A 16,143-nucleotide genomic window follows, 5' to 3' on the forward strand; every position below is an offset into this window, starting at 1 on the left:
CTTTGCATCAGGAATGCGGGCTCGGGGTTTCCCGTAACGCCGCCAGCAACGCCGAAGCTCCAGCGCCTCGGCAGTCCACGATTCGTTTTGCACCCAGTTGCGTTGCCAGTGCCGCGACTCGGGGGCTCGGTATGAATAAGGTTAGTTCACGCAGCTCAGCCCAGTCGTCACCGGCCAATTGGTGCAACGACTCAAGGCCCTGCCCACTGCTGACCATCAACGCATTCAGCCGTTCCGATCGCACGGCCTGTAGCAGCGCGCCCGCCGGGTACTGCGGCAGGTAGCGACGATAGAGTTCGAGGCTGTCGACCTGCACGCCCCGCGCATTCAGGGTATCGACGATCAGCTCTCGCCCCCCCTCACCACGCAGCAGCAACGCCCTGGGTTGCGGCACCGCGAGCGCTTCGGCCAGGCGGGGAAGTGCCAGCAGTGCCTCGCTGTCATCGCCAACGGCCGGCCAGGAGACGTCCAGGCCATAGTCTTCGAGCAATCCCCCGGTCGCCGCGCCGACGCTGAACCATGCCTGACCGAACGGCTTGTGCGGCCAGTAACGATCCAGGCGCTCGAGCCCCAGGCGTGCTGCCGGTTTGCTGACCACGATGACCGCCTGGTAGCGGTCGAGCTCGAGCATCGTCGCGCGCTGTTCTGGTGTCTCCGGTAGCGGCTCGATAGCTAGCAGGGGGAGGCTGCTGGTGTGGATACCCACTTGCGCCAGCCGCGCCGCCAGCGCGGTGCACTCGTCGGCGGGACGGGTCAGCAGCAGCCGCCATCCCGTCACGCCTTGCCGGCCTCGCCGTAGATGTCCGCGAGGATCTTGCCGGCACCTTGGGCGAGCAGCGCTTCGGCGATTCGCACACCAAGTGCTTCAGCGTCGCCGATCGGTGCGCGGCCTTCCGCACGCAACAACTGCGAACCATCAGGCTGCCCGACCAGGCCACGCAACCATATCTGGTCGCTCTCGAGCATCGCGTAGCAGGCGATCGGCACTTGGCAACCACCGTTGAGGTGACGATTCAGGGCGCGCTCAGCGCTGACGCGCACGGCGGTGGCCGCATCGTTCATGCATTGCAGCAGATGATGCAACTCGACGTCGCCCGTACGGCACTCGATGCCCACGGCGCCCTGCCCGCCGGCAGGCAGGCTGTCTTCGACCGTGATTCGGGTGCGTATACGATCGCCGAACCCCAGACGGATGAGCCCGGCGGCGGCGAGGATGATAGCGTCGTACTCACCGGCGTCGAGTTTGGCCAACCGGGTATTCACGTTGCCGCGCAGGAATTGGATCTTGAGGTCAGGGCGGCGCGCCAATAGCTGGGCCTGGCGGCGCAGACTGGACGTGCCAACTACCGCCCCCTCAGGCAGCGCATCGAGGGTTTCGTAATGGTTGGAAACGAAGGCATCACGAGGGTCTTCGCGTTCGCAAATGCAATACAGGCCGAGGCCTTCTGGGAACTCCATGGGCACATCCTTCATGGAGTGCACCGCAATATCGGCCTCGTTTTCCAGCAAAGCGGTTTCCAGTTCCTTAACGAACAAGCCCTTGCCACCTATTTTCGCAAGGGGCGCATCGAGCAGCTTATCGCCACGGCTGACCATGGGCACCAGGCTTACGCGGACCTCAGGATGTGCCGCTTCGAGGCGAGCCTTGACGTATTCGGCCTGCCACAGGGCCAGGGCACTCTTGCGTGTGGCGATGCGAATTTCGCGAGACATGGGTGATTCCAAGCAGATGAACTGCCGGCGATGATAACAGGCAAGGCCGCCCGACTGGGTTGGCGGGGGTCAAGGAAAGCGGCTGGCTGGAGGCTGGAGAGACGGCCCCAAACCCTGGCACCCCTCACGCCAATTCGCTGCCATCTCAGCGACTCGCATCCCTATGACTCGTCCAGCAGTCCAGCGTCCAGCACCGTCGCCGGCGTTACAGGCCCTGCATCAGCTTGCGCACACCCGCGACATGCCGGCGGCTCACTGTCAGGGGCTCGCCTTCCAAACCTTTGAGGAAGAGCTGGAAATGCCCGAGCGGTGTGCGTTGCAGGCGCTCGATGCGGTCGCGATAGACCAACGCGTTGCGGTGGATGCGCACGAAGCGCTCTCCAAACTCGTCTTCCAGGGCCTTCAGCGGTTCGTCCAGCAGGACTTCGCCGCCCTCGTGGCGCAGGGTCACGTATTTGTGATCCGCGATGAAATAGATCACCTGTGGCAGCGGGATCAGTTCGATCCCCTTACGTGTGCGGGCGCTGATATGGCTGCGCGGCCCGACGCCCGATACCGCGGCGGGACGGGTCAGTGCCGCGAGCTGCACGCGGTTCGGCCGCTCGGCCTTCTTCAGCGCCTCGGCCAGGTGCTCAGGCCGCACCGGCTTGACCAGATAGCCCACGGCGCTGACCTGAAACGCTTCTAAAGCGAATTCATCGTGGGCGGTGCAAAAGATCACCGCGGGTGGGGCATCGCGCTCGCAGAGTTTGGCAGCGACCTGAAGGCCGTCGAGGCCCGGCATACGGATGTCCAGCAACACAACGTCAGGACGCAGCTCCTCGATGCGGGAGAGCGCCTCCTCACCGTTGGAGGCGGAAGGTTCCAGGACACGATAGCCGTCAAGGTCACCTACCAGTCGGCTGAGGCGCTCGCGGGCTAGAGGTTCGTCATCGACAATCAGCACATTCATATAGTTCTGGCTTCCTGCTGTTGTGTCGCACACGGATAGCGTAGACAGGTGTAGTGACGGGCATTACGCCGCTCCACGCTGAGACTCGCTGCAGGGCCGAAAAGTGCCGTCAATCGTGCGTCGATGTTGTGCAATGCCTGGCGAGTCCCCCGTGACGGCTGGGCTTGAGCGGCTTCGTCGAATGGGTTACTGACTTCCAGATTGAGCACGCCGTCGGTGTAATCGGCCTTCACGCAGACCAGCCCGCCTTCGATCCGCGGCTGGATGCCATGGATCAAGGCATTTTCCAGCAGCGGTTGCAAGGTTAGTTGCGGGATCGGCAGGTCGCCTGGGACCCCATCGATCTGCCAATCCATGCGCAGGCGGTCACCCAGGCGGTACTGTTCGATCGCCAGGTAACGCCTGGAAAGCTCGACTTCCTCAGCCCAGGGCACCAGCGTCCCGGGGCGTGCCAGGCTGGCTCGAAACAGATCGGAGAGGTCCAGTACCGCCTGCTCGGCCTTACCCGGGTCGGTCGCGACCAGGCTGGCGATGCTGTTCAGGCTGTTGAACAGAAAATGCGGCCGGATGCGCGCCTGCAATGACTCGATCCGCGCCTTGAGCTCGGCCTGTTCCTGCCGCCGCCACTGGCTCTGCAGGTAGAAATAGCGCAGCAACAGACCCGACATGATTAGGCTGATCAGCGCATGTCGCAGGTACAGGTTGACCTCACCGGCGCGGGTCAGAGGCCCGCCGAGCTGGTAGATATCAGCCACCGCGGTGCAGGCCAGCGTCAGGCCCACCACTATCGCGCTGCAGGCGAGCCCGGCAAGCCAGGCGGGTAAGCGTGCCAGCAGCGGCCGCAACTGACAGGTCAGCCCCGCGGAAAGCAGCATCACCCACTGCACGAACAGCGACGCCAGGGCCAAGCGCATCCAGTTAAAGCCCGGCTGCATCGGCTCGGCGAGGACCAGAACCAGCACAAGCAGCTCGGCCAGCAGGACAAGCCCCAGCAGGGCCTCTGGCTCGCACAGTTCAGGGACAAAGAATTCGTCAACGTGGCCAGCAGGCACATAACGGTCGGGCCTTCTTGACTTCATGGCGAGGCATCCGCGCGACAGGCGCGCAAAAGGGAGTTATCAGACAGAACAGCGTGCATCGAGACCTGCGCGATTTATACGGCAGCCGACCATCGAATAGCGGGACGCGAGCCGATTGTGCGCACCAGGCAGAAGAAAATCACCCGCCTCGTAGCCGCGCCGAGAACCGGTTCGTCAACAACCTCCTGCGTTGGCCATCTGCCCAGGACCGGATCACGGGCACCCTTGGCCCGGGGAAACACCAGCATGGCTGTATCGGCAATCGTGGCGGTACGTACCTAACCCACCGAAAAAACTTCAAGGCAAGCCGGGCGGTGCCGATATTGCTGAGTGGCCTGGAGATTGCGTAGCCCACTGACCTACATTGGCCGCCGTTGCGGCAGGAGATGAGCCGTGCTGCTGTTTTCCTCATTGCGTAGCCGTTTGCTGCGTCCGGTGTTTATCACCCTGTGCCTGGCGGTCGCCGTGCAGGTGGCGGTCGCCCTCGTGCTGACGCGCGGAACCATCGAATCGCTCAAACTGCAGATTCAGCAAAGCCTGAGCAGTGACGCCGAGCGCCTGCTGGGCGAGCTCAAGACGGCCGACGGCGAGGTCCGCAGCGGGCTGTCCGGCCTGTCGACGCGCATGCAGGCCGATCTGACCGAGGGCCTCAAACAACGGCTCACCGAAGAGCAGCATCAACTGCAGGAAGTCCTCGAACGGCACCTCAAGCAGTCGGGTGACGACTTGGCCGTTCTGCTGGCCGGCGTCGCGCCTGCGGCGATTTGGGACAAAGACATTCCGGCACTCACCGAATTCGTCAGGATGGCCCATCAGAATCCCGCCGTGGTGTTCGTTGTCTACTTCGACGCAGATGGCAATCAGCTCACCCGCCATCTCAACCGCAAGGACCCGCGCGTCAAGACACTGCTGGACAAGGGCGAGGGCCGGACCGCGTTCGACAAAGTCCTGTCGGCGGCAGAACAGGATCCCTCGCTGTATCTGGCCAAGACCCCAATCAACCCCAAGGGCGCCGAGATCGGCCAAGTCATTCTTGGCCTGTCCACCGCTGCCGTGGACACTGAACTCTCCGCGTTCAACAGTCGCTTTCAAACCCTGATCGCCGGCACTTCGGATCTGGTCGAAAGCGGCTTGGCAACAACCGCATCCGACAGCACCAAGGTGCTTGCCGCGCGACTGGCGGCCGCTGCGGACGTGGCGCAAAACATCGACGCCAACAGTCAGAAAGCCGTCCAGCATTCGGCAACGACGCTGCTGTGGCAGATCAGCATCGGGCTGGCTATAACCGGCGCGCTGCTGCTGGTCGCCTTGACGCTGGTGCTCGGCCGCCAGGTGCTTCGCCGCCTCGGGCTGCTGATCGATGCGCTGCGCGGCCTGTCGGCCGGCCATGGCGACCTCACCCAGCGGGTGAAGATTCAGAGCAAAGACGAAGTGGGCGACATGGCCGAAGCGGCCAACCGCTTCCTTGCCAAATTGCAGCCTATCGTTCAGGAAGCACGCGCCATTGCGGTGCAGACCGGCGCCGAGATCGATGCGCTGGGCAACCGCAGCAGCGCCGCCGCCTCGGCGGCCGAACGTCAGCGCGACGAAGTCGCCGGCAGCCTGCAGGCGCTGGCCGACATGACCCAGCGCGCCGAGCAGGAAAGCCGGGCGATGCAAGAAGCACTGAAGCAGGTCGCCTCGATTCGCAAGTCGGCACTGGACAACGAGGCGATATCCAGCCAGGTCGGCAAAACTATCGAGGCGCTCGGCGAGGGCGTACAGAGCAGCGCCGCGGTCATCGAACAACTGGCCAGTCAGAGTGAACAGATCGAAGTGGTGCTGACCGTCATCCAGGGCATCGCCGAACAGACCAACCTGCTGGCGCTGAACGCCGCCATCGAAGCGGCCCGAGCCGGCGAGAGCGGGCGCGGCTTCGCTGTCGTTGCCGACGAAGTGCGGGCGCTCGCCAGCAAGACTCAGCAATCGACCGGCGACATCCGCAGCCATATCGAAAGCCTGCAACGTGGCGCACGCGAAGCGGTCACCGCCATCGCCGCCACCGGCAAGCAGGCCGACAGCGGGCTGACTTCACTCGCGGCCAGCCGCTCGCTGCAGCAGGCCCTGCAACTGGCCGTGGCCGAGGTGCATGACGCCGTGCAAAAGGCCACCGAGGGCGCCGAACGCCAGGCCGGCAGCGCAACCGACGTGCGCGAACGCATGCAGGTGATCATGACCGAGGCCGAACGCTCGGCCGAAGCCGTTGCGGCGACTGCAACCAGCGGCCGCGAACTGGGCGGCCTGGCACTGCGCCTCGAAGCCAGCCTCGGACAATTCCAGGCCTGACCAACCTCCGATCCAGGAGCGCTGATACGGCAAGGACCAGCAGCCGGCCGACCACGCCGGCTCGTTTCGGTGGACGCTGAGCAGGGGCCGACCCTGTTATCATCCGGCCCTTCTTTTCGTTCACCGATTTCTGCGAGCGCATTCATGAGCACCGACAAGACCAACCAGTCCTGGGGCGGCCGTTTCAGCGAGCCCGTCGACGCCTTCGTCGCCCGATTCACCGCCTCCGTCGAGTTCGACAAGCGCCTCTACCGCCACGACATCATGGGCTCGATTGCCCACGCCACCATGCTGGAAAAGGCCGGCGTGCTGAGCGCCGATGAGCGCGACCAGATCATCGCCAACCTGAAGGACATCCAGAGCGAAATCGAGGCCGGCACCTTCGACTGGCGCATCGACCTGGAAGACGTGCACATGAACATCGAGGCGCGTCTGACCGACCGCATCGGCGTGACCGGCAAGAAGTTGCACACCGGCCGCTCGCGCAACGACCAGGTCGCCACCGACATCCGCCTGTGGCTGCGCGACGAAATCGACACCATCCTCGGCGAGATCACTCGCCTGCAGCAGGGCCTGCTGGGTCTCGCCGAGGCCGAAGCCGACACCATCATGCCCGGCTTCACCCACCTGCAAACGGCCCAGCCCGTGACCTTCGGTCATCACCTCCTGGCCTGGTTCGAGATGCTTTCGCGCGATTACGAGCGGCTGGTCGACTGCCGCAAGCGCACCAACCGCATGCCGCTCGGCTCGGCCGCGCTGGCCGGCACGACTTACCCGATTCAGCGGGAAATCACCTGCGAACTGTTGGGTTTCGAAGCGATCTCCGGCAACTCGCTGGACGGCGTTTCGGATCGCGATTTTGCTATCGAATTCTGCGCCGCCGCCTCGGTGGCGATGATGCACCTGTCGCGCTTCTCCGAAGAGCTGGTGCTCTGGACCAGCGCGCAGTTCCAGTTCATCGATCTGCCGGACCGCTTCTGCACCGGCTCCTCGATCATGCCGCAGAAGAAGAACCCGGACGTGCCGGAACTGGTGCGCGGCAAGACCGGCCGCGTGTTCGGCGCGCTGGCAGGCCTGCTGGTGCTGATGAAAGGCCAGCCGCTGGCCTACAACAAGGACAACCAGGAAGACAAGGAACCGCTGTTCGACGCCGCCGACACCCTGCGTGACTCGCTGCGCGCCTTCGCCGACATGGTCCCGGCGATCAAGCCCAAGCGCGAGATCATGCGCGAAGCGGCGCTGCGCGGCTTCTCCACGGCGACGGATCTGGCCGACTACCTGGTGCGCAAGGGGCTGCCGTTCCGCGACTGCCACGAGATCGTCGGCCACGCGGTGAAGTACGGCGTGCAGACCGGCAAGGACCTGGCCGAGATGAGCCTCGACGAACTGCGCCAGTTCAGCGACCAGATCAGCGATGACGTATTTGCGGTACTGACGCTGGAAGGCTCGGTGAACGCCCGAAACCACATTGGTGGCACCGCTCCTACGCAGGTACGTGCGGCCGTTCAGCGTGGCCGCGAACTGCTGGCTAATCGTTAAGCGCCCCGATAGAAAAGAGCCCCCATGCCTGAACTGCTGCTTCGCGGCCTGGGGTTTCTCGCCGGGACGATCGCCGAAGTCGTCCTGGCCTATCTCTTCTACGGCGGTGGCTGGCTGACCTTGCGCATACTGACGCTGGGCCGCTACCCGAAGCTGCCGCTGCGCGTAACTGACCCGATGAGCTCGCGCAGTTCCTGGGTCGCGGCATTTGGTTTCTTATGCCTGGTAGGTTTGCCGCTGTTATGGCTGACCGTCACCCATAGCTGACTACTGCACGAGACTATTCCATGCCCTTGAACATCCGCCCCGCCACCCGCGCCGACGCCGCGCTGATTCTGCGCTTTATCACTGAGCTGGCGATCTACGAGCGCGCCGAGCATGAAGTCAAAACCGACGCTGCCGGCATCGAGGCCAGCCTGTTCGCCGAGGATGCGACCGCCCGCGCGCTGATCTGCGAGCGGGACGGCATGCCGATTGGTTACGCAGTGTATTTTTTCAACTACTCGACCTGGCTCGGCCGCAACGGGCTTTACCTTGAGGACCTCTACGTGACGCCCGACGCGCGCGGAACCGGAGCGGGCAAGGCACTGCTCAAACACCTGGCGCGTGTCGCGGTCGATCGTGGCTGCGGTCGCTTCGAGTGGGCGGTATTGGACTGGAACGAGCCGGCCATTCAGTTCTACCGTTCGCTGGGGGCGCTGCCACAGGACGAGTGGACCACCTACCGCGTCACGGGCGCTGCCCTGCAAGCGTTGGCTGAGCAGCCCTGACCCGCAGCAGGGAACTCCTGGCCATTGGGCGATACCCAACACAGGTATTCGCCGAAAAGGCTACGCCCGGATGGCCGACCTCAAAACTCTGCTGCTCAACCAGGACACCCAAGGCGCGGAAGTCTTCGAGTCCGCCAAGGAGCGGCTGAACTTCTATCGCTCGGAAATCCATTTCGAATCGACGCTGCTGGCCAGCCGCACCAGCAGCTATCTGTCGTCGCAGTCCTTCTTGATGATTGCCTTCGCGTCATCCATGGCCAACACCAACCCGGAATGGGGCAGCCTGTTTCGCCTGGTCGTACCGAGCCTGCTCGCCGTGCTCGGGCTGGTCACCTCAATGCACGCCGTGCCCGGCATCCGAGCCAGTTATGACGTAATCGAACGCTGGCACCGCAAGCAGGCCGAACTGCTGCAGACCGAAGGCAGCGCCGGGCTGCTCGGCAACCGGCAATCCGCGCTGTTCGGTGAGGGCGACAATCCTGCAGGCGGTGAGCGGTATAAGCGCACGCTGCTCTTCTCGCTGCGCACGCCGGTCATCTTTGGTAGTGTCTGGGCGTTGCTCGGCGCGTTCTGCGTAGTGCTTTACGTGGTCGGCGTCGACTGATCAGAGCCAGTCGCGAAACTTGAACCAGGCGTAGGGGATGATCGCCGAGACGACCATCATGCACAGCGCCATCGGGTATCCGAGCAGCCAGCCCAGCTCAGGCATGTGCTCGAAGTTCATACCGTAGACGGTGCCGACCAGCGTCGGCGGCAAGAACAGCACCGCGGCGATGGAAAACACCTTGATGATCGCGTTCTGTTCGATGTTGATCAGCCCGAGCGTGGCGTCGAGTAGAAACGCAATGTCCCCGAGCAACCGCGCCTGGTGCTCGCCGAGCGACCGCACGTCGCGTTCGAGCGCCTTCAACGCCCCTTTTGTCACGCCCTGCTTCGAATCGTCCGCATGCAGACGGTAGAAAGCGATCAGCCGGCTCGAACTGAACAGACTCTCGCCGAGCTGGGAGAGCAGCGAGCGGTGCTGGCCAAGCTGCTGGATGACCTGCTGCAAGTCGGTGCGCTGCTCCTTGCGCTCGTCGAATACCCGCCGCGACAGCGCTTGCAACTGCACCTGGACGCTTTCCAGAACATCGGCGATGCGATCGACCACGGCGTCGGCCAGCCCGAGGAAAACGGCGTGGCTGGACGTTAGGGCTGATGGTTGCCGGGCAATTTTCGTCTCGAACTGGCGAAACGCGCTGAGTTCGGCATAGCGCACCGTGACCAGGCAGCGGCGCGTCAGCACGAAGGTAACCTGGGCGTTTTCCGGGCGGCGATCGGCAATCCCCATCACCACGGTGGTCGTCATGAAGATCGCCCCGTCTTCGTCGTAGAAGCGCGAGGAATCCTCGATTTCCGCCAACTCTTCTCTCGTGGGGATGTCCAGCCCCAGCGCGCGCTCGACGAAGCGCTCTTCCTGCTGGTCGGGCGATTGCAAATCAACCCACAGCACCTTATCGGGAAGCGCCTGTGCCTGTAGATCGTCGGCGACTCGCCTCACCAGGGCACCATTTGCAAGACTGTAGAGCGTGATCATTAGCGCGGCCGTACCTCAAGATGGTCCATGCCAGAATAGAAACCGGCTCAAGCGAAGCGTTCAAGCCATGCCTTGTACCGGCTTCGCCGGTCAGGTCCAATACCGCTCCCGCAAACGAGGACGCAGCATGACGCATACCGATTCGGATGATGACGAAACGTTCGCCGCACACACCCTGATCGAGGCCATCGAGAACCAGCTCGAGGCCGGCGAACCGGCTGTTACGCAAGCGACGCTGAACAAGCTGACCCTGGTGGGCTACGAGCGCGAGGAGTCGATCAAGCTGATGGCTCTGGTCCTGGCCGACGAAATCCGGCAAATGCTCGCCGACGACCGAGGCTTCGATGCCGAACGTTACGAGCGGCTGCTTCGCGACCTGCCAGAGCTGCCCGAATAGCCTTCGGGGCGGCAGCCTGCCGCCGAGCGGCTACACTTGGCGGACCGGGCCCAGGCCCAGCCAACGAGGAACGAACATGGCGTATACACCTGAAGTGGTAGCCGAGCTGGAAATCCTTCGACTGTTCAACCTCGACAACTCGCTCGAAGGCCTCAAGGTGCATCACGATGCGAGCCCTGAAGCCGTGGCCGCCACTCAGCGCCTGCATGCCAAAGGTCTGACGACCCAGCCCGACGGCGGCTACCTAACCGGCCTCGGCCGTGACGCGGCTGAGCATGCGCAGGTGCTCTTGACCATTCTGTCGGGCACCGCGACCGCCTGAACGCGCACAGCGGCGCTGTCGGCTCGCCAGCCCGCTGCAGCTTCGCTTTTCCGCCTGGCCGGGCGGCGTGTTATTTTCTGCGCACTTGCCCCATCACTCATCGGACAACCCGACCCGTGCCCCACGATTTCGCATGAGCCTGCAACCGGAAATTCGCCCCGTTCTCGAAGAGGGAATCGACCGCAAGGAACTCGCCGTGCTGCGGGCACGCTTCCTTGCGGTCAACGCGGGGCGCCTGGAGCGCGCGCGGCAGATCATGTCGCCACGCCAACAGGCCGTGGTGCGGCTGTTGCCGCTGCTGTTCCATGTCAACCACCCCATCCTGCCCGGGTACGTTTCGGCCACCACGCCGGCGGGCGTCTCCGGCTATGAGCCCGATAGCGATACGCTCGCCGAAGCCCAGCGCCTCAGCCGCTCGTTTGCCTACCGACCGGTACGCGGCAAGCCGGCGCAACCGATCCACGGGTTGTTTCTCATGGGCAGCCTGGGCACCGTCGCGCAGGACGAGCACAGCGACCTGGACGTCTGGGTCTGTCATGCGCCGGGGCTGCCAGAGCCGCAACTCGACGAACTGGCCCGAAAATGCGCGCTGCTGGAGGCTTGGGCGGCAACCCAGGGTTGCGAGGCGCACTTCTTTCTCGTCGAGCCAGAGCGTTTCACACAAGGCGCACGTGACGCCAAGCTGACCAGCGACGATTGCGGCACCACCCAGCACTACCTGCTGCTCGACGAGTTCTATCGGACCGCAATCTGGCTGGGCGGCCGCACCCCGCTGTGGTGGCTAGTGCCGGACTACGAGGAACATCGTTACGACGCCTACGCCAACACCTTGCTCAGCAAACGCTTCGTGCGCAGCGAGGAGGTGCTGGACCTCGGCAACCTCGGCAGCATTCCCACCGGCGAATACCTCGGGGCCGGTCTCTGGCAGCTCTACAAAGGTATCGAGGCGCCGTACAAGTCGCTGTTCAAACTGCTGCTGGTCGAGGCCTATGCCAGCGATTACCCGAACTCGCGCTGTCTGAGCCTGGATTTCAAGCGCGCCGTTTACGCCAACCACTTGGACCTCGACGAGCTGGACCCGTACATCGTCGCTTACCGGCGGATCGAGCAGTACTTGTTCAACCGCGCCGACCATGAACGGCTGGCCCTGCTGCGTCGCTGCCTCTACCTCAAGGTCAACAAACCGCTCAGCCGGCCGCCAACCGGCCGAAGCAAGAGCTGGAAGCGCCGCCTGCTGGAACGCCTGACCGCCGACTGGAAGTGGGACGAGCGGCAATTTGCCCAGCTCGACAGTCGCAGCCAGTGGAAGGTACGCCGCGTCATCGAGGAGCGTCGCGCCCTGGTCAACGAACTCACATTCGGCTACCGGTTCCTCAGCGAATTCGCTCGTCGGCAGCAGATCACCTGCAGTATCAATGGCCGTGACTTCGGTGTGCTCGGTCGGCGCCTCCATGCGGCGATCGAGCGCAAGGGCGGGAAGATCGAGGCGATCAACCTCGGCATCGCGCCGGATCTGGCCGAACACAGCCTGACCCTGGTGCAGGGCTACGACGCCGCTGACGACGTTTCCTGGGCGCTCTACGAGGGCAATCTCAACGCGCAACAGCTCAGCAACTTCTCCCCGCTCAAACGCTCGCGCGAGCTGATCCCGCTACTGGCCTGGTGTCACCGCAACGGCGTGATCGACGGCGCGACGCATGTCGCCCTGCACCCGGGCGACAGCGGCCTGACCGAAGGCGAGCTGTTCGCCCTCCTGACCGAACTGAGGCAGGCATTGCCGATGCCGCCACAGGCGGTCCCTGACGAAGCCCTGCTGAACCCTGCGGCACCGGTTCGGGCACTGCTATTGATCAACGTTGGCGTCGACCCGCTCAGCCCGGCGCAACCGTTTTCGTTCGATGAGCTATCCGACTCGTTGGGGCTCGGCACGGGGCGCGAGCATCTGATCCTGAGCATCGATCAATTGACGCTCAATAGCTGGGGCGAGCTGATCGCCACCCGTTACGAAAACCCTGCGCCGCTGGCCGAATGCCTGCGCGATTACTTGCAGGCGCTCCCCCCCCATGGCGAGCGTCCGAGCCTGCAGGTGCGCTGTTTCCGCAACGCTGGCGTGCAGCTGGCGCGACGGGTGGAAACGGTATTCCTTGATGCCCAGGCAGCGCTCGACGAGCCGGGTGAGAGCCGTTACCTGCTCCAGGTTCGCCAGCACTTCCATGTGCTAGATCTCGCCGCGGGGAACATCCGCCATACGGCCCTGCACGATATGCCCGCGCTGCTCGAACACCTCGGCGAAACCCATCACCAGCATCGACCGCTGCGCCTGGAACGGCACACCCTCGTTGGAACCGACTTGGCGCTGGTGCTGACCCAGGCACGCCCCGACTGCCTGCAGGTGTTCTACCGTGTGCAGAACGGGCTGGCCGAGGTTACGGTGCTCGACGAATTCAACTCACTCTGGCGTCAGCAGTACGGGTTTCGTGACGAGCAGAGTCTGTTGGCACCGCTGCTGCGCTTCCTGCAATCGGTGAGCTATCGGCGCACCACGCAGCTGCCGTTCGAAGAGAGCCGTTTGGCCGCGATGGACATTCTGATCTATCGCCTGCAGTCAGCGGCCCAGGACGGTGCGCCCGCACTGGAGCGCCGGCCCGCACCACGCGAGGCCAGCAACCCGTTCTACGACATTCAAGCGATCGTCGAACCCGGTGAGCGGGGCCGCTCGCAGGTCACGCTGTACTGCAATCATCGGGAATTCTCCAGCCTCGAATACGGGCCTGAGCTCTACGCCGCCGTGGCGCACTACATTCTGACCCAGCGCCGGGCCGGCGAGCGTTATCCCTGCTACCTCACGGATCTGGATCTCTCTGGGCTACATGGCGGCGCACGGGCGCAGACCGTCCAGTACCTGCGCTACAAAACGCATCTGGAGACGGCGATCAACCAGGCACTGCACGCAGACTGAACCGCTCGCCGCGCGCTACTTCCGGTGCGCCTCGCCCGCGGCTTCGGGCTGGTATTCGACGGCCAACAGGGTCAGTTTGAGCACCTTGCCGCCCGGCGTCGGCCAATCGATGTGCTGACCCACACTCAGCCCGAGCAACGCGCTGCCCACCGGCGCTAGAACCGACACGGTCCCGTCCTTGCCGGCCTCCTCGGGGTAGACGAGCGTCAGGTGGTAATCCTTGCCGCTTCCCTCTTCGCGGCAATGCACGCGCGAATTCATCGACACCACGCCGGCCGGCAACTCGGCGCGCTCGACGACCTGAGCACGGGACAGCTCCTCCTCGAGGGCCTCGGCGGCCGGGCCGTAATCCGGTAGGCCATCGAGCAGCCGCTCGATCCGCTGGAGGTCGGATTGGGTGATGATGATCGACGGTGCACTGGTCATGAGTACGGGCAAGCTCCTCGAAAATTGGAATGGCAGAAAAGCAAAACCCCACCATGCAAGGCGGGGTTCGTCCTGCGACCCTAACACAGGTCACCGAGGAAGCAAGCGCCGGGGGCGTGCCCGCCGGGCAGCCAGTAGCAGGTTAGAGGTCTTCGAATTCCAGCGCTTCGCCGCCCTGCTCCTGCGTGGCCCGGGTGAGCAACTCGCCGAGCCGTTCGTCGTTCGCATCGCATATCCACGCCGCGTTTTCTTCGTCGTAATCGAAGTGGAAGCCACCCGAGCGCGCCGCCAGCCAGAGCTGACGCAATGCCGGCTGACGGCTGAAGATTAGCTGGCTGCCGTTCTCGAAGCGAACCGTCAGCACGCCGCCGGAGTTTTCCAGATCGACGTCCAGGCCGCTGTCGTCGAAAACGTCCTCGACGGCTTCCTGCACGGCGTCGACCAGATCGTGAAAGCGCGCTTCGCTAAGACTCATCAGTGGAATTCCTTCTTGTCGATAGAGCGGCAGGCAACCGGGCCGGCCGATAATGGCGGCGAGCTTAGCAGCCCGGCGCAACCTCTAGCGAGTCGCCAGACCGGCGCCGCCCGAACGCCGGCCGAAGCACGAGGCCACATAGGCAATCCGACGGGTGCTGGGTATACTCCGGCCCATCGATTTTTCTAGGATTGCCCCCCAATGAAGCGTCTGCTGCTTCCACTTGTCGCGCTCGCGATACTTGCCTCCGCCCTGAGCGGTTGCGGCCAGAAAGGCCCGCTCTACCTACCGGATGACGAGGCAACGTCCAAAGAACGTTCCAAAGACCGATTCGAACTGTAAAGGAGGCATTCCATGGAGGCCTTCTCGTACCGCGACGGTCAACTCTTCGCGGAGGGCGTGGCGCTGCCCGCTCTCGCGCAACGCTTCGGCACCCCCACCTACGTGTACTCGCGCGCCCACATCGAGGCCCAGTACCGCGCCTATGCCGATGCCCTGCAAGGCATGCCGCACCTGGTCTGCTTCGCCGTGAAGGCGAACTCGAACCTAGGCGTTCTGAACGTGCTCGCGCGGCTCGGTGCAGGCTTCGACATCGTCTCGATCGGCGAACTGGAGCGGGTCCTCGCGGCCGGCGGTCAACCCGAGCACATCGTCTTCTCCGGCGTCGGCAAGAGCCGTGACGACATGCGCCGCGCACTCCAGGTCGGTGTGCACTGCTTCAACGTCGAGTCCACCGACGAACTGGAACGCCTGCAGCAGGTGGCCGCCGAGCTGGGCGTCATGGCACCGGTATCGCTGCGCGTGAACCCGGATGTCGATGCCGGCACCCACCCGTACATTTCCACCGGGCTCAAGGAAAACAAGTTCGGCATCGCCATTGCCGACGCTGAGGATGTCTATGCCCGTGCACACGAGCTAGACAACCTCGAAGTCATCGGCGTGGACTGCCACATCGGCTCGCAGCTCACCAGCCTGCCGCCGTTTCTCGACGCGCTCGATCGCCTGCTGGGCTTGATCGACCGACTCGCGGTGCGCGGTATCCGTATCCGCCACCTCGATCTGGGCGGTGGTTTAGGCGTGCGCTATCGCGAAGAGCAGCCGCCGCTCGCTGGGGACTACATCCAGGCGGTGCGCAAGCGCATCGACGGCCGCGACCTCGCGCTCGTTTTCGAACCAGGCCGATCGATCGTCGCCAACGCCGGCGTGCTGCTGACTCGTGTCGAATACCTCAAGCACACCGAGCACAAGGACTTCGCCATCGTCGATGCGGCGATGAACGACCTGATTCGCCCGGCGCTCTACCAAGCGTGGATGGACGTGGTACCGGTGCAGCCACGCGACAGCGAACCGCGCCACTACGACATTGTCGGGCCGATCTGCGAAACCGGGGACTTCCTCGCCAAGGAGCGCCCGCTCGCCCTGGCCGAGGGTGACCTGCTGGCGGTGCGCTCGGCGGGCGCCTATGGTTTCGTGATGAGTTCTAACTACAACACGCGCGGCCGTGCAGCCGAAGTGCTGGTGGACGGGGACAACGCCTACGAAGTGCGCCGCCGCGAAAGCGTGCAGGAGCTATACGCTGGCGAAAGCCTGCTGCCAGCCTGAGGCCACGA

Annotated in this window: 16 protein-coding genes and 1 pseudogene; 10 read left to right on the forward strand and 7 right to left on the reverse strand. The window is 64.1% G+C overall.

The window, feature by feature from the left end; all coding sequences use genetic code 11:
* Positions 1–7 precede the first annotated feature (7 nt).
* The 4 genes from KXR72_RS12555 to KXR72_RS12570 all read right to left on the reverse strand — a co-directional run bounded on the left by KXR72_RS12555 (position 8) and on the right by KXR72_RS12570 (position 3,744).
* Positions 8–778 (reverse strand): uroporphyrinogen-III synthase, encoded by a 771-nt coding sequence (locus tag KXR72_RS12555; protein WP_437421439.1) that lies wholly within the window; start codon positions 776–778, stop codon positions 8–10.
* Positions 775–1,713 (reverse strand): hydroxymethylbilane synthase, encoded by a 939-nt coding sequence (gene hemC / locus KXR72_RS12560; RefSeq protein ID WP_437421440.1) that lies wholly within the window; start codon positions 1,711–1,713, stop codon positions 775–777. Before hemC ends, KXR72_RS12555 begins: the two co-directional genes overlap by 4 nt.
* Before the next feature lie 205 nt (positions 1,714–1,918).
* Entirely contained in the window at positions 1,919–2,665 is a 747-nt protein-coding gene (locus tag KXR72_RS12565) for a LytR/AlgR family response regulator transcription factor (RefSeq protein WP_437421441.1), read from the reverse strand.
* The gene (locus tag KXR72_RS12570) at positions 2,662–3,744 is read right to left on the reverse strand and encodes a sensor histidine kinase (protein WP_437421442.1); all 1,083 of its coding nucleotides are present in this window, start codon (positions 3,742–3,744) and stop codon (positions 2,662–2,664) included. The genes KXR72_RS12565 and KXR72_RS12570 overlap by 4 nt, the downstream gene beginning before the upstream one ends.
* 393 nt (positions 3,745–4,137) lie before the next feature.
* Between KXR72_RS12570 and KXR72_RS12575 the strand changes: the two genes are divergently transcribed.
* The 5 genes from KXR72_RS12575 to KXR72_RS12595 all read left to right on the forward strand — a co-directional run bounded on the left by KXR72_RS12575 (position 4,138) and on the right by KXR72_RS12595 (position 8,982).
* Positions 4,138–6,069, forward strand: a complete 1,932-nt coding sequence (locus tag KXR72_RS12575; protein WP_437421443.1) for a methyl-accepting chemotaxis protein — start codon at positions 4,138–4,140, stop codon at positions 6,067–6,069.
* 144 nt (positions 6,070–6,213) lie between these two features.
* Complete coding sequence (gene argH / locus KXR72_RS12580; protein WP_437421444.1) at positions 6,214–7,608, forward strand: argininosuccinate lyase; 1,395 nt, start codon at positions 6,214–6,216, stop codon at positions 7,606–7,608.
* Between the two features lie 24 nt (positions 7,609–7,632).
* The gene (locus KXR72_RS12585; RefSeq protein WP_437421445.1) at positions 7,633–7,875 is read left to right on the forward strand and encodes a hypothetical protein; all 243 of its coding nucleotides are present in this window, start codon (positions 7,633–7,635) and stop codon (positions 7,873–7,875) included.
* Between the two features lie 20 nt (positions 7,876–7,895).
* Positions 7,896–8,378: an N-acetyltransferase family protein gene (locus KXR72_RS12590; RefSeq protein WP_437421446.1), complete on the forward strand. Its 483-nt coding sequence runs from the start codon at positions 7,896–7,898 to the stop codon at positions 8,376–8,378.
* A 70-nt stretch (positions 8,379–8,448) separates the two neighbouring features.
* On the forward strand, positions 8,449–8,982 hold the full coding sequence (locus tag KXR72_RS12595) for a hypothetical protein (protein ID WP_437421447.1): 534 nt from the start codon (positions 8,449–8,451) through the stop codon (positions 8,980–8,982).
* Here KXR72_RS12595 and KXR72_RS12600 read toward each other — a convergent pair whose 3' ends face one another.
* Positions 8,983–9,954, reverse strand: coding sequence for a magnesium transporter CorA family protein (locus KXR72_RS12600; protein ID WP_437421448.1), 972 nt, complete (start codon positions 9,952–9,954; stop codon positions 8,983–8,985). It lies immediately after the preceding gene.
* 130 nt (positions 9,955–10,084) lie between these two features.
* On the opposite strand from KXR72_RS12600, the pseudogene KXR72_RS12605 reads away from it, so the two are divergent.
* The 3 genes and pseudogenes from KXR72_RS12605 to KXR72_RS12615 all read left to right on the forward strand — a co-directional run.
* Positions 10,085–10,351 (forward strand): annotated as a pseudogene (locus tag KXR72_RS12605) (hypothetical protein); the annotation flags it as partial.
* Positions 10,352–10,427: 76 nt separating this feature from the next.
* Positions 10,428–10,673, forward strand: a complete 246-nt coding sequence (locus KXR72_RS12610) for a TIGR02647 family protein (RefSeq protein ID WP_437421449.1) — start codon at positions 10,428–10,430, stop codon at positions 10,671–10,673.
* Positions 10,674–10,806: 133 nt separating this feature from the next.
* Entirely contained in the window at positions 10,807–13,632 is a 2,826-nt protein-coding gene (locus KXR72_RS12615; RefSeq protein ID WP_437421450.1) for a class I adenylate cyclase, read from the forward strand.
* 15 nt (positions 13,633–13,647) lie between these two features.
* Here the strand turns inward: KXR72_RS12615 and rnk are convergent, their stop codons facing one another.
* Both rnk and cyaY read right to left on the reverse strand, forming a co-directional pair.
* Positions 13,648–14,058 (reverse strand): nucleoside diphosphate kinase regulator, encoded by a 411-nt coding sequence (gene rnk / locus KXR72_RS12620; RefSeq protein WP_437421451.1) that lies wholly within the window; start codon positions 14,056–14,058, stop codon positions 13,648–13,650.
* Between the two features lie 142 nt (positions 14,059–14,200).
* Positions 14,201–14,533, reverse strand: coding sequence for an iron donor protein CyaY (gene cyaY / locus KXR72_RS12625; RefSeq protein ID WP_437421452.1), 333 nt, complete (start codon positions 14,531–14,533; stop codon positions 14,201–14,203).
* Between the two features lie 201 nt (positions 14,534–14,734).
* Between cyaY and lptM the strand changes: the two genes are divergently transcribed.
* Positions 14,735–14,875: an LPS translocon maturation chaperone LptM gene (gene lptM, locus KXR72_RS12630; protein WP_437421453.1), complete on the forward strand. Its 141-nt coding sequence runs from the start codon at positions 14,735–14,737 to the stop codon at positions 14,873–14,875.
* 12 nt (positions 14,876–14,887) lie between these two features.
* Complete coding sequence (gene lysA / locus KXR72_RS12635; protein ID WP_437421454.1) at positions 14,888–16,135, forward strand: diaminopimelate decarboxylase; 1,248 nt, start codon at positions 14,888–14,890, stop codon at positions 16,133–16,135.
* The last annotated feature ends 8 nt before the right edge of the window (positions 16,136–16,143 follow it).

The sequence above is a fragment of the Stutzerimonas chloritidismutans genome, from assembly GCF_051486945.1.
Lineage (GTDB): Bacteria > Pseudomonadota > Gammaproteobacteria > Pseudomonadales > Pseudomonadaceae > Stutzerimonas > Stutzerimonas chloritidismutans_B.

What these genes read in the sequence shown, in the direction of transcription:
- KXR72_RS12610 (WP_437421449.1), top strand. Translation starts at nt 10,428, where the DNA reads ATGGCGTATACACCTGAAGTGGTAGCCGAGCTGGAAATCCTTCGACTG.
- KXR72_RS12570 (WP_437421442.1), bottom strand. Translation starts at nt 3,744, where the DNA reads ATGAAGTCAAGAAGGCCCGACCGTTATGTGCCTGCTGGCCACGTTGAC.
- KXR72_RS12615 (WP_437421450.1), top strand. Translation starts at nt 10,807, where the DNA reads ATGAGCCTGCAACCGGAAATTCGCCCCGTTCTCGAAGAGGGAATCGAC.
- hemC (WP_437421440.1), bottom strand. Translation starts at nt 1,713, where the DNA reads ATGTCTCGCGAAATTCGCATCGCCACACGCAAGAGTGCCCTGGCCCTG.
- KXR72_RS12600 (WP_437421448.1), bottom strand. Translation starts at nt 9,954, where the DNA reads ATGATCACGCTCTACAGTCTTGCAAATGGTGCCCTGGTGAGGCGAGTC.
- cyaY (WP_437421452.1), bottom strand. Translation starts at nt 14,533, where the DNA reads ATGAGTCTTAGCGAAGCGCGCTTTCACGATCTGGTCGACGCCGTGCAG.
- KXR72_RS12590 (WP_437421446.1), top strand. Translation starts at nt 7,896, where the DNA reads ATGCCCTTGAACATCCGCCCCGCCACCCGCGCCGACGCCGCGCTGATT.
- KXR72_RS12595 (WP_437421447.1), top strand. Translation starts at nt 8,449, where the DNA reads ATGGCCGACCTCAAAACTCTGCTGCTCAACCAGGACACCCAAGGCGCG.
- KXR72_RS12565 (WP_437421441.1), bottom strand. Translation starts at nt 2,665, where the DNA reads ATGAATGTGCTGATTGTCGATGACGAACCTCTAGCCCGCGAGCGCCTC.
- lptM (WP_437421453.1), top strand. Translation starts at nt 14,735, where the DNA reads ATGAAGCGTCTGCTGCTTCCACTTGTCGCGCTCGCGATACTTGCCTCC.
- lysA (WP_437421454.1), top strand. Translation starts at nt 14,888, where the DNA reads ATGGAGGCCTTCTCGTACCGCGACGGTCAACTCTTCGCGGAGGGCGTG.
- rnk (WP_437421451.1), bottom strand. Translation starts at nt 14,058, where the DNA reads ATGACCAGTGCACCGTCGATCATCATCACCCAATCCGACCTCCAGCGG.
- KXR72_RS12585 (WP_437421445.1), top strand. Translation starts at nt 7,633, where the DNA reads ATGCCTGAACTGCTGCTTCGCGGCCTGGGGTTTCTCGCCGGGACGATC.
- argH (WP_437421444.1), top strand. Translation starts at nt 6,214, where the DNA reads ATGAGCACCGACAAGACCAACCAGTCCTGGGGCGGCCGTTTCAGCGAG.